Here is a 12,020-nt window from a genome sequence, read left to right as displayed (position 1 = left end):
GCTGAATTTCATCTAAATTTAATAAAAGCAAGGCCTTAGCGTCACGGTGAAATCGCCAGATTCGGCACAGTGCCGGAGCCTGAACGCCCGTTCATTTTTCAGAATGCGCAAATGCGTACGCGAAGACGGCCCCGTCAGGGGCCGTCGTCAGGGCAGGCAGTGGCGGCTGGCCGGGGTCTCCCGGCAGCGCGGATCAGGCCACGAAGGGGCGGAACTGGATGCCCAGCCCGGCCAGGCCCTCGGTCTCGCCGATCAGGTCGGCGCGCAGCAGCGGCCGCGGGTCGATGAACGCCTGCGGCACGATCAGCGACAGGCGGGTGTCGTCGGCGGTCAATTCCAGCGCCGGCAGCGGTGCGTCTTCATGCGCGCGGTTGAGCAGCACGGCCAGCCGCAGCAGGGCGGTCAGGCGTCGCGCGGTCAGCAGCAGGCGCTCGGGCAGGGCATCGAAGGCCGACTTGCCCACGCTGCGCCGATGGCTGCGCACCAGTGCGGCCAGCATCTGCTGTTCCTGCCGCGAGAAACCGGCGATGTCGGAGTTCTCCAGCACATAGCTGCCGTGCACGTGGTAACCGCTGTGGGCGATCATCAGGCCCAGCTCGTGCAGGCGCGCGGCCCAGCCGAGCATGCGGGCGTCGTCGGCATCCAGCTTCCAGCGCTCCTGCACCTGCTCCAGCAGCGACAGGGCGGTGTCCTGCACGCGGTCGGCCTGCACGGTGTCGATGCCATAGCGCTGGGTCAGCGCCGCCACCGATTCGTCGCGCGGGTCGTTCTCGCCGGCGCGGCCGACGATGTCATACAGGATGCCCTCGCGCATGGCTGCCTTGCTGACCAGCAGCTTCTCCAGGCCCAGGGCCTGGAAGGCGGCTTCCAGCACCAGGATGCCACCGGCGATTATCGGGCGGCGGTCGGCGGACAGGCCGGGCAGCACGATGTCGTCGATCTTCTTGGCCTTCAGCAGTTCGTCGCGCAGCTGCGGCAGGGCCTCGGCGGTGATCGCGCCCTTGCTCAGCTTCATCGTGGCGCAGATTTCGCTGATTGCCTTGTGCGTGCCGGACGAGCCAAGGGCCTCCTGCCAGCCCAGCGCGCGGTACTTGCTGGCAAACGGCTGGAACTCACGGCCGATCTCGGCCAGTGCGTCCTTCCAGCGCTTGCGGCTGAGCTTGCCACCGGGGAAGAAGCGGCGCGTGCTGGCAATGCAGCCGGCCTGCAGGCTCTCGCGCTCCAGCGTCTGCATGCCCTTGCCGATGATGAATTCGGTGGAGCCGCCACCGATGTCGATCACCAGGCGGCGCTGGTCGGCCTTGGGCGGCTGTGCATGGGCCACGCCGAGGTAGATCAGTCGCGCTTCTTCACGGCCGCTGACCACTTCGATGGCGTGGCCCAGCGCGGTTTCAGCCGGCACCAGGAAGGATTGCGGCGAACGCAGCTGGCGCACGGTGTTGGTGGCCAGGGCGCGCACGCGGTGCGGGGGCACGTTGCGGATGCGCTGGCCGAAGCGGGCCAGGCATTCCAGCGCACGCTGCCGTGCGGCGCTGGACAGGCCGCCCTTGCCATCCAGGCCATCGGCCATGCGTACCGTTTCGCGCAGGCGGTCGATGACCCGCAACTGGCCGAGCGTGTAGCGCGCGATGACCATGTGGAAGCTGTTGGAGCCAAGGTCGATGGCGGCCAGCAGGTCGCCATCCTGCAATGCGGGCGGAGTCGTGGTGGTATGCGGCATGGACGAATGTTAGCCGAAGGGGCGGTGTGCTCGTCACCGCATCGCCTTCACATTTTGTAGGGGGAGTGCGGTAGTGCCGGCGGCTGGCCGGCACGGGGTCGGATCCCGTTGCTGCGCAACGGGCTCTGACCCCGCTGTTTCTGCATGGCCGCGTTGTGCCGACCAACGGTCGGCACCTACCGGATCACAGACCCTGCATTGTCCCGACCAACGGTCGGCACCTACCGGATCACAGACCCTGCATTGTGCCGACCAACGGTCGGCACCTACCGGATCACAGACCCTGCATTGTCCCGGGGCGGCCTACAGGCCCTGCATCAACGCCATCTGGGCCGAATGCGGCGCTTCGTCGTGGGCCGGGGTGCGCTTGTGGTAGATGCCCTCGGCATCCAGCTCCCAGGCGTTGAGGTTGTCGTCCAGGTAGTTCTGCAGCACTTCGCGGTACACGCGCTTGGCCAGATCCGGGTCGAGGATCGGGAAGCAGGTCTCGACCCGGCGCAGCAGGTTGCGTTCCAGCCAGTCGGCGCTGGCGCAGTACAGCTCCGGCGCGCCGTCGTTGCCGAACCAGTACACGCGGCTGTGTTCCAGGAAGCGGCCGACGATCGAGCGCACGCGGATGTTGTCCGAGACGCCCGGCACGCCCGGGCGCAGGGTGCACGCGCCGCGGATGATCAGGTCGATCTGCACCCCGGCCTGCGAGGCGGCGTACAGCGCGCGGATCACCTGCGGCTCGTTCAGTGCATTCATCTTGGCGATGATGCGCGCCGGGCGGCCGGCAGCGGCGATGCGCGTCTCGCGTTCAATGCGCGCGAGGATGCCGGTGTGCAGGGTGAAGGGCGACTGCAGCAGGCGCTTGAGCTTCATCTTCGAGGCCAGCCCGGACAGCTGCTGGAACAGCAGGTGCACGTCATTGCCGATGTCCGCATCGGCGGTGATCAGGCTGATGTCGGTGTACGCGCGGGCGGTGCCGCTGTGGTAGTTGCCGGTGCCCAGATGCACGTAGCGGCGCAGCTTGCGGCCCTCGCGGCGCACGATCAGCAGCATCTTGGCGTGGGTCTTGAACCCGACCACGCCATAGACCACCTGCACGCCGGCTTCCTGCAGGCGGTCGGCCAGGCCCAGGTTGGCTTCTTCGTCGAAGCGCGCGCGCAGCTCGACCACCACCGTCACGTCCTTGCCGTTGCGTGCGGCCTGGATCAGCGCATCGACGATCAGCGAATCCTTGCCGGTGCGGTACAGGGTCTGCTTGATGGCCAGCACGTTCGGGTCCACCGCCGCCTGCTTGATCAGGTCCAGCACGGCGGTGAAGGCATCGAAGGGATGGTGCAGCAGCAGGTCCTGGCGGCGGGTGATCTCGAAGATGCCGTCGCTGTCGCGCAGGGTGCGCGGGTTCATCGGCGGGTACTTCAGGTCCGGCTGCGGCACCAGGTCGTACAGCTGGATGATGCGGTTGAGGTTGACCGGGCCATCGATGCGGTACACCGCATTTTCGGTCAGGCCGAAGTTCTGCAGCAGGGTGCGCACGATGTCCTTCGGCGTGTCCTCGGCGATCTCCAGGCGCACCGCCGGCCGGTAGCCGCGGTCGACCAGTTCATCGCGCAGGGCCAGGGCCAGGTTCTCCACTTCTTCCTCGTCCACCACCAGCTCGGAATTGCGGGTGACGCGGAACTGGTAGGCGCCCTGGACTTCCATGCCCGGGAACAGCTCGTCGACGAAGGCCGACAGCACCGAGGAAAGGAACACGAAGTTCTGCCCGCCGCCCAGGCTTTCCGGCAGCTGGATGATGCGCGGCAGCGAACGCGGCGCACGCACGATGGCCAGGTGGCCGGCGCGGCCGAACGCATCGGTGCCCTTCAGCACGACGACGATGTTCAGCGACTTGTTGAGGATCTTCGGGAACGGATGCACCGGGTCCAGGCCCAGCGGCGACAGCACCGGCATGATCTCGTTGCGGAAGTACGCGCGCAGCCAGCGCTTCTGGCGGTGGTTCCACGAGTGGCGGCCGAGCACGCCGATGCCGGCCTCGGCCAGCGCCGGGCGCAGCGTCTCGTTCCAGCAGCGGTACTGCTGGTCCACCAGTTCGGCGGCGCGGTCGTGGATGGCGGTGAGGATGGTCTGCGGGCTCATGCCGTCCGGGGCCGGCGGCAGGCCGAATTCCTGCGCGTGGCGCACGGCAGCGGCGCGGATCTCGAAGAACTCGTCCAGGTTGGTGCAGGAGATGCACATGAAGCGCAGGCGCTCCAGCAGCGGCACCTGCGGATCCATCGCCTGTGCCAGCACGCGGAAGTTGAAATCCAGCTGGGACAGTTCGCGGTTGATGTAGAGCGCCGGGTCACGCAGTGGATCGTTGTCCGGGCTCACGGGGAGGGGGAGGGATCCGAGGCTGCTCATGGCTTCATTCTTCGATGGAGGTCAGGGGGGCGGACTCGCGCGGGCGCACGTGGTCGGCATCGAAATGACAGGAGAACACCGAGCCCTTGCCCACTTCGCTTTCGATCTCCAGCCGTGCGTGGTGCAGGCCGAGGATGTGCTTGACGATGGACAGGCCCAGTCCGGTGCCACCGCTCTCGCGTGAGCGGCTGCTGGACACCCGGTAGAAACGTTCGGTCAGGCGCGGCAGGTGGGTGGCGGGAATGCCGTAGCCGCTGTCACGCACGGCCAGCACGACGCCGTCGCCTTCGCGGCGGAACTCCACGGCGATGCGGCCATCGGCCGGGGTGTAGCGCACCGCGTTGGTGACCAGGTTGGAAAACGCGCTGTGCAGTTCCTTGGTCGAGCCCAGCAGGTCCACGCCGGCCAGGTCGTCGATGCTGATCTGGTGGCGGCCCTGGCTGTGCGCTTCGGCTTCGCGGCGCAGGGTGGCCAGCATCGGCTGCATCGCCACGGTCTCCGCTTCGCTGTGTTCCTGCGATTCCAGCCGCGACAGGGTCAGCAGGTCTTCCACCAGCTGGGCCATGCGCTGGCTCTGCTTGCGCATTTCTTCCAGCATCGGGCCGGTGCCGGGGAAGTCTTCCGGATCCATCATGTCCAGGTAGCCGTGCACCACGGTGAGCGGGGTGCGCAGTTCGTGGGACACGTTGGCGACGAAGTCGCGGCGCACCTGTTCCAGGCGCAGCAGCTTGCTGACGTCGCGGGCGATCAGCAGCCAGTAATCGGAGGAATACGGAATCAGGCGCAGGTTCAGCCGGATTGCCGGATCCACCGGCGAGGGCACGTCCAGGATCGGTTCGGCATTGCGGCCGCCGGCCAGCCAGTGCGCCAGCGGCATCGGCTGCAGGCGTTCGACCAGGGCTTCACCCAGATCGCCGGGATGATGCAGGCCGAGCAGGGCGGTGGCCGCTTCGTTGAACCACTGCACGCGCTGGCTGTTGCGGTCCAGCACCACCACTGCATCAGGCAGGGCCGCAGCAGCGGCGCGGTAACTGCGCAACATGTCCAGCAGGCGGCGCTTGCGCACGCGCATTTCCACCTGGTTGCGGTACAGCAGGCGGTCCAGCTCGTTCCACACGCCGGACCCTTCCTCGGCGGTTTCCCAGCGCTGGCGCGCGGTCAGCCGGCGCAGCACGCGGCGCAGGCGCCAGTAATGCCAGGTCAGCGTGGCCAGTGCGGCCAGCGCGATGCACAGCCACAGATGCCCACTGAACCACCCGACCACGCCGGCCAGCACCAATACCGCTGCCACGGAGGCCAGCGTCTTCAACCAGGCGGAGCGGATGTGGCGGGGCATTGCGGTCTCGTCGTTGGAGGCGGCGGTTCACGCGGTGAACCGAGGGTTATAGCAGAGTTGCCGACACCGGCACCGGCAGGTGCGCGGTGCCGGCACGACGAGGCTCAAGTCGCGTTGGAAAAGCGGTAACCGGCGCCGCGCACGGTCTGCACCATGTTCTCGGCATTGAACGGTTCCAGCGTCTTGCGCAGGCGGCGGATGTGCACGTCGATGGTGCGTTCTTCCACGTACACGCTGCCGCCCCACACATGGTCCAGCAGCTGGGCGCGGGTGTAGACGCGCTCGGGGTGGGTCATGAAGAAGTGCAGCAGGCGGTATTCGGTCGGGCCGATCGGCACCGGCTGGTCGTTGGCGAACACGCGGTGGGCGGCGCCGTCGATGCGGATCGGGCCGACCGCCACGCTGCCGTCCTCGTCATCGTCACGGGCGCGGCGCATGACCGCGCGGATGCGGGCCAGCAGTTCGCGTGCCGAGAAGGGCTTGACCACATAGTCGTCGACACCGGCTTCGAGGCCGCCGACGCGATCATTCTCTTCACCGCGCGCGGTCAGCATGATGATCGGCACTTCGCGGGTCAGGGTTTCCTTGCGCCAGCGGCGGGCCAGGTCCAGGCCACTGGTGCCGGGCAGCATCCAGTCCAGCAGGATCAGGTCGGGGACGCGGTCGGCGATCGCGGTCTGGGCCTCGCGGGCATCGCCGGCGTGGACAGGTTCGTAATCGCCCTTGCGGAGGGCGAAGGCGACCATTTCGCGGATCGCGGGCTCGTCATCGACGATCAGGATGCGTTTCTGCACGAGGACACCGTAGGGCTCGGTTACTGGAGTGGTGCCAGTAGACTACGGTTTGATGACATGTTTGTGACTACCTGGCCGGGATCGGCGCTGATTGCCATGCCCCGGTCATGCGGCGCTCAGCGCCGGTCCAGCTCCGGGTCCTGCACACCCTGGCGGCGCAGCTCCAATACGGTCGGGGTGATCGTCTCGATGCGGGCGTCCACCCGCGCGCGGCCGACATAGTCCAGCTCGGGGTTGCGCTTGAGGGCCTGCAGCTGCATCAGCGCCTGCTCCGGGCGGCCGCCGAGGAAGGCCGCCTCGGCATAGGCCTCGCTGGCCCGCACGCTGTCCCCGGCCAGCTCGCTGGCGCGGGCGTAACGCTGCTGGAATACCGGATCGTTACCGCTTTGCGACAGCAGCGGCCGCAGCATCGCCTGCGCGCGCTGGCCGGCCTCGCGACCACCCTGTTCATTCAGGATTTCGGCATAGGTCAGCGCCACTGGGCGGCTGTTGGGGTGCTCGCGCAGCATCTGTTCGAACCGCGCGTTGGCCTGGACCGGCTGGCCGGCACGGGATTCGGCTTCACCCAGGGCCAGGGCCACGAACAGGCTGTCCGGATGGGTCTGCAGCAGGCTGGCCAAGGCCTGCCGGGCCTGGTTGGCGCCGCTGGGGCCGCCGCGCATGGCGGCCAGGGCCTGGCCATAGCGCTGGGCGTCGGTCAGGCCGTCCTTCTGGCGCCGGGCCAGGTCGGCGTACTCGCGCTCCAGGTCCGGCGTGGTGTCGGCGCTGAGTACCCGCAGGCGCTCGCGTGCCCAGTCGAAATCACCGCTGGCGCCGCGGCTGAGCTGGCCGATCGGCAGGCGCAGCACGGTGCTGGGCAGCAGCGGGTTGCTGCCACGCAGCAGCGGCTCGCCCAGGCTGGGGTCGGCCGGGTTCACCCGCTCCTTGCGCTCGCCGGTGGGGGTGCTGGTGGTCAGCAGCACCGTGTCCTTCTTCATCTGCTGCGCGCGCGCCTTGGCCTCGCTGATGCGGGTGGTGTTGACCGGGTGGGTCTGCAGGAAGTCCGGTGCCTGGTAGCCGCCGTCGTTGCCGCGCATGGCCGCCGACATCCGCTCGAAGAAGCCGGCCATGGCGTCCACGTCGTAGCCGCTGCGGGACAGGGTACGGATGCCCAGCCGGTCGGCCTCCGATTCGTTGGAGCGGGTGTAATTGATCTGCCGCTGCTGCATCAGGCCCATGCCCGAGCTGATCGCGGCCATGGTCGCGTTGCCGGAGGAGGAGCTGTTGCTGGCCTGGGCGGCGACCACTGCTGCCAGCATGCCCAGCAGGATCGGGATCTGGTCGCGCTGGGCGCGCTCGACCCCGCGCAGCACGTGCTGCTGGGTGACGTGGGCGATTTCGTGGGACAGCACCGCTGCCACCTCGTCCTCGCGCTCGGCGGTCAGCACCAGGCCGGCGTTGACCCCGATGTAGCCGCCCAGGGTCGCAAAGGCGTTGATCTGGCGGTCCTTCATGATGAAGAACGTATAAGGCTGGCGGGGCTGGTCGCTGTTGGAACCCAGGCGGGTGCCCATGGTCTGCAGCCAGTCGTTGACCAGTGGGTCGTCCAGCAGGTAGCCGTAGTTGCGCAGCTCGCGCAGCATCATCGCGCCGTACTCGGCCTGCCGTGCCGGGGTCAGCAGCTCGCCGGCCGACGAGCCGATGTCCGGCAGCTTCTCCTGGGCCTGGGCCAACGGCATGGCCAGGGCCAGGGTGACGGCGGTAGACAGCAGCAGGGCTCGCAAGCGGGAGGTCCTCGGGCAGGGCGCGCCAAGCGTGGCAGGGCAGGGGGCAACCATTCGTTAATCCACAGTGTTGCGGTCGTGGCGTGGAAATTCCAGCACACCGGTACCATATATGGACCGTCGATCCATCGTGGAGTTTCCCGTGACAGCCCAGCCCGCTGGCGGTTCGCCCGCCATCACCATCTATTCCACCGCCGTCTGCCCGTACTGCGTGGCCGCCAAGAACTTCCTCAAGAGCAAGGGCCAGCAGTGGACCGAGGTCCGCATCGACCTGGACCCGGTCGAGCGCGAGAAGATGATGTCCCTGACCCGCCGCACCAGCGTGCCGCAGATCTTCGTCGGTGACGTCCATGTCGGCGGCTACGACGACATGATGGCCCTGCACCGTGAAGGCAAGCTCGAGCCGCTGCTGGCCGGGCAGGGCCAGGCATGAGCGCGGCCGACGACGGCAGCAAGGACCGCATCGCCGAATTCACCGATTTCCGCAAGCGCATGAACGAGCGCATCCTGGGCGAGCCGAACCAGGTAGTGCGGCGCTTCTTCGCCCTGGACACGCAGACCTACCAGGCCGGCGCGCTGGACGTGAAGACCAAGGAACTGCTGGGCCTGGTGGCCTCGATGGTGCTGCGCTGCGACGACTGCATCAGCTACCACGTGGCCCAGTGCAAGGACGCCGGGGTGACCCGCGAGGAGTTCTTCGAGACCTTCTCGGTCGGCCTGGTGGTCGGCGGTTCCATCGTGATCCCGCACCTGCGCCGCGCGGTCGACTTCCTCGACCAGCTTGAAGGCGGCACCGCCGCCCCGGAAGCGCACGAGCACTGAGGTAGCGCCGGGCCATGCCCGGCGGACACCTGAACAAACGGCCGCCGGGCATGGCCCGGCGCTACCGTGTTCTGGTCTGCGCGCGGGGCCTTTCCCGCGATCTCTCAGCCCAAGAGCCCCTTCTTGTTGAAGGGGCGCGCCGACAGGCGGGGGTAGAGGAGGAATGCGCGGGCAATTCTGCCTTACCCGGCTCGGACTAATTGCCTATTTGGGGTCTCCGAGCCGGGTAAGGCATAATTGCGGGTGAAACTTCCTTAGCGCCGGCGTTTCCGGGCACGTCCGGACGGCGTATTCCCCCCTGTTCGGAACATCGATCAATGACGCAGAAAATTACGGTCATCCGCGGCGACGGCATCGGCCCGGAAATCATGGACGCCACCCTGTTCGTCCTCGACCAGCTCAACGCTGGCCTGGAGTACGAAGATGCGGACGCCGGCCTGGCGGCCCTGGAAAAGCACGGCGACCTGATGCCGGCGGTGACCCTGGAATCGATCGCGCGCAACAAGGTCGCGCTGAAGAGCCCGCTGACCACCCCGGTCGGTGGTGGCTTCACCTCGATCAACGTCAGCCTGCGCCGCCACTTCGACCTGTACGCCAACGTGCGTCCGGCCCACACCTTCCCGAACACCAAGTCGCGCTTCGACAAGGTCGACCTGATCACCGTCCGTGAGAACACCGAAGGTGCGTACCTGGCCGAAGGCCAGGAAGTCTCGGCTGACGGCGAGACCGCCTTCTCCGGCACCCGCATCACCCGCAAGGGCTCCGAGCGCATCGTGCGCTACGCCTTCGAGCTGGCCCGCAGCGTCGGCCGCAAGAAGGTCACCGCCGTGCACAAGGCCAACATCATCAAGTCGACCTCGGGCCTGTTCCTGAACGTCGCCCGTGAAGTGGCCGCGCAGTACCCGGAGATCGAGTTCCAGGAAATGATCGTCGACAACTGCTGCATGCAGCTGGTGATGCGTCCGGAACAGTTCGACGTGATCGTCACCACCAACCTGTTCGGCGACATCATCTCCGACCTGTGCGCCGGCCTCGTCGGCGGCCTGGGCCTGGCCCCGGGTGCCAACATCGGCAAGGACGCGGCGATCTTCGAAGCCGTGCACGGCACCGCGCCGGACATCGCCGGCCAGGGCAAGGCCAACCCGTGCGCGCTGCTGCTGGCGGCCGCACAGATGCTGGACCATATCGGCCAGCCGGAAAACGCCGAGCGCCTGCGCAAGGCCATCGTGGCCACCATGGAAGCCAAGGATTCGCTGACCGGCGACCTCGGCGGCACCGGTACCACCATGAGCTTCGCCCAGGCCATCGCCAGCCGCCTGTAAGCGGCCGGCCAACCTCGGTAGATCCACAGCGGGGCGCCTTCGGGCGCCCCGTTGCGTTTACGGGCAGCGGTGCGTTTCCCGCACAGATCATGTGCCCGGACGCGGCTGGTTCGTGCGCCATGCACTCCGCATCCTGTGCCTACTTCCCACCGCACAGGAGCTGTTCCATGAACCTTTCCGCCTTCGGCCTGGCCAGCCTGATCGGCATGGCCGCCACCGCACCGGTCGCCGCCGCCGAGCCGGCCCATCCCACCATCCGCCACATGGCCGGTGCCCCCTCGACCACATCTCTCGATGCGGCGAAGACCGCGCTGCTGGTCATCGATTTCCAGAACGAATACTTCGATGCCAGCGCCGCGCCGGGCTTCGCCGGTGGGCGCATGGTCGTTCCCGATGGCGTGGCTGCACTGCACCAGGCCGCGCGCGCGGTGCAGTTCGCCGACGCCCATGGCATCCGGGTGATCCACGTACAGCACGTGCTGCCGGCCGGCGCGCCGCTGTTCGCGCAGGGCAGCGTCAATGCCGCATTCCATCGCGATCTGCTGCCGCGCCAGGGCGAGACGGTGGTGCAGAAGGACAATGTCAGCGTGTTCGCCGGTGCTTCGGCCGCCGTGCTCGACACGGTGCTGAAAGACGCTGGCATCGATACCTTGATCGTCACCGGCCTGCAGACCCATGCCTGCGTGGTGGGGGCGGCGCGCGATGCCGCTGCGGCGCCGCGCGGTTACCGGGTGATCGTGGCCGGTGATGCCACCGCCAGTCGCGACCTGGATCTGGCCGGCGGCCAGCGCATCGGTCATCGCGCGCTGCACGACGCCTCGCTGGCACAGATCGAAGATGCCTTCGGTGAGGTCATCAGCACCGAGGCGCTGCTGGCGCTGCCGGTGCGCAGGGCCGGCGACGGCGCTTGATAAGCTGGCGGGGCCCGCAGATCGCGGGCTCCGCTACCGGGAGCTGCCCTCGATGGACCACTTCGCCGCCCTGCGCGCGCTGCGCACCATCGTCGAAGCGGGCAGCTTCACTGCCGCTGCCGAGCGCCTGGGCACCACCCATTCGGCGATGTCGCGGCAGCTGCGGCAACTGGAAGAACACCTGCAGGTGCGCCTGCTCGACCGCAACAGCCGCCGCCTGTCGCTGACGGAAGCCGGGCGTGACTACTACCGCGATGCCGTAGGCCTGCTTGATCGCCTGCAGACCGCCGATGACCGCGCGCGCGCTGGGCAGGCCGAGCCCAGCGGCCGCCTGCGCATCAGCGTGCCGCAGGTGGTGGCCAGCCAGGAACTGCCGCACTGGCTGCCCGGCTTCCTCGCCCGCTACCCGCAGGTCTCGCTGGACCTGTCCGCCGACGATCAGCTGGTCGACGTGGTCGGCGGTGGCTTCGACCTGGCCCTGCGCATCGCGCCGTCGCTGCCGGACAGCCAGCTGGTGGCGCGCGAGCTGGCCCGTTGCCCGCGCATCCTGGTTGCGGCACCGGCCTATGTGGCCCGGCACGGCCTGCCGCGTCAGGCCACCGACCTGCAGCAGCACACGCTGCTGGGTTTCAGCCCGACCGCCGCCAGTGCGCCGTGGCAGCTGCAGGGTCCGCGCGGTGCCAGCGCCAGCATCGAGGCCGGCCAGCGCCTGCGCGTGGATGCCACGCCGGCCCTGCACGCAGCGGTGATGGCCGGCATGGGCATCAGCCTGTTCACGGCGTTGACCGTGCAGGAGGATCTGCGCGCCGGCCGCCTGATCCGCGTGCTGCCGGCCTGGAATGCTGGCCAGCGCTGCTACTTCGCGCTGTACCCGCATGCCCGTGCACTCGCACCGAAAGTGCGCGCGCTGGTCGATCACCTGGCGGCGCACTACGCTGCATGGACGGGCGGGGCAGGGTAG

Annotated in this window: 10 protein-coding genes; 5 read left to right on the top strand and 5 right to left on the bottom strand. The window is 68.2% G+C overall.

What is annotated here, in order from left to right; genetic code table 11:
• Positions 1-193 precede the first annotated feature (193 nt).
• The 5 genes from ppx to C1926_RS03805 form a co-directional block, all read right to left on the bottom strand.
• Positions 194-1,720 (bottom strand): exopolyphosphatase, encoded by a 1,527-nt coding sequence (gene ppx, locus C1926_RS03825; RefSeq protein ID WP_079220795.1) that lies wholly within the window; start codon positions 1,718-1,720, stop codon positions 194-196.
• A 303-nt stretch (positions 1,721-2,023) separates the two neighbouring features.
• A complete protein-coding gene (ppk1, locus tag C1926_RS03820; protein ID WP_108758303.1) occupies positions 2,024-4,111 on the bottom strand; it encodes a polyphosphate kinase 1 in 2,088 nt (695 codons plus the stop codon).
• A 4-nt stretch (positions 4,112-4,115) separates the two neighbouring features.
• The gene (gene phoR, locus C1926_RS03815) at positions 4,116-5,447 is read right to left on the bottom strand and encodes a phosphate regulon sensor histidine kinase PhoR (protein ID WP_108758302.1); all 1,332 of its coding nucleotides are present in this window, start codon (positions 5,445-5,447) and stop codon (positions 4,116-4,118) included.
• 104 nt (positions 5,448-5,551) lie between these two features.
• Entirely contained in the window at positions 5,552-6,241 is a 690-nt protein-coding gene (gene phoB / locus C1926_RS03810; protein WP_108758301.1) for a phosphate regulon transcriptional regulator PhoB, read from the bottom strand.
• Positions 6,242-6,357: 116 nt separating this feature from the next.
• On the bottom strand, positions 6,358-8,058 hold the full coding sequence (locus C1926_RS03805) for a M48 family metalloprotease (RefSeq protein ID WP_174214076.1): 1,701 nt from the start codon (positions 8,056-8,058) through the stop codon (positions 6,358-6,360).
• An 88-nt stretch (positions 8,059-8,146) separates the two neighbouring features.
• Between C1926_RS03805 and grxC the strand changes: the two genes are divergently transcribed.
• From grxC to C1926_RS03780, 5 genes are all read left to right on the top strand, one after another.
• Positions 8,147-8,437 (top strand): glutaredoxin 3, encoded by a 291-nt coding sequence (gene grxC / locus C1926_RS03800; RefSeq protein ID WP_079225103.1) that lies wholly within the window; start codon positions 8,147-8,149, stop codon positions 8,435-8,437.
• Positions 8,434-8,826, top strand: a complete 393-nt coding sequence (locus C1926_RS03795) for a carboxymuconolactone decarboxylase family protein (protein ID WP_108758299.1) — start codon at positions 8,434-8,436, stop codon at positions 8,824-8,826. Before grxC ends, C1926_RS03795 begins: the two co-directional genes overlap by 4 nt.
• Positions 8,827-9,143: 317 nt before the next feature.
• Positions 9,144-10,148: an isocitrate dehydrogenase gene (locus tag C1926_RS03790; protein WP_079220800.1), complete on the top strand. Its 1,005-nt coding sequence runs from the start codon at positions 9,144-9,146 to the stop codon at positions 10,146-10,148.
• Between the two features lie 167 nt (positions 10,149-10,315).
• Positions 10,316-11,059: a cysteine hydrolase gene (locus C1926_RS03785; protein WP_108758298.1), complete on the top strand. Its 744-nt coding sequence runs from the start codon at positions 10,316-10,318 to the stop codon at positions 11,057-11,059.
• 52 nt (positions 11,060-11,111) lie between these two features.
• Positions 11,112-12,020, top strand: a complete 909-nt coding sequence (locus tag C1926_RS03780; protein WP_108758297.1) for a LysR family transcriptional regulator — start codon at positions 11,112-11,114, stop codon at positions 12,018-12,020.

This window comes from Stenotrophomonas sp. ZAC14A_NAIMI4_1, from assembly GCF_003086915.1.
GTDB lineage: Bacteria > Pseudomonadota > Gammaproteobacteria > Xanthomonadales > Xanthomonadaceae > Stenotrophomonas.
The sequence above is the reverse complement of the archived record's forward strand: the minus strand, read 5'-3'. Positions and strand labels throughout refer to the sequence as shown.

What these genes read in the sequence shown, in the direction of transcription:
- ppx (WP_079220795.1), bottom strand. Translation starts at nt 1,720, where the DNA reads ATGCCGCATACCACCACGACTCCGCCCGCATTGCAGGATGGCGACCTG.
- ppk1 (WP_108758303.1), bottom strand. Translation starts at nt 4,111, where the DNA reads ATGAGCAGCCTCGGATCCCTCCCCCTCCCCGTGAGCCCGGACAACGAT.
- phoR (WP_108758302.1), bottom strand. Translation starts at nt 5,447, where the DNA reads ATGCCCCGCCACATCCGCTCCGCCTGGTTGAAGACGCTGGCCTCCGTG.
- C1926_RS03805 (WP_174214076.1), bottom strand. Translation starts at nt 8,058, where the DNA reads ATGGTTGCCCCCTGCCCTGCCACGCTTGGCGCGCCCTGCCCGAGGACC.
- C1926_RS03795 (WP_108758299.1), top strand. Translation starts at nt 8,434, where the DNA reads ATGAGCGCGGCCGACGACGGCAGCAAGGACCGCATCGCCGAATTCACC.
- C1926_RS03790 (WP_079220800.1), top strand. Translation starts at nt 9,144, where the DNA reads ATGACGCAGAAAATTACGGTCATCCGCGGCGACGGCATCGGCCCGGAA.
- C1926_RS03785 (WP_108758298.1), top strand. Translation starts at nt 10,316, where the DNA reads ATGAACCTTTCCGCCTTCGGCCTGGCCAGCCTGATCGGCATGGCCGCC.
- C1926_RS03780 (WP_108758297.1), top strand. Translation starts at nt 11,112, where the DNA reads ATGGACCACTTCGCCGCCCTGCGCGCGCTGCGCACCATCGTCGAAGCG.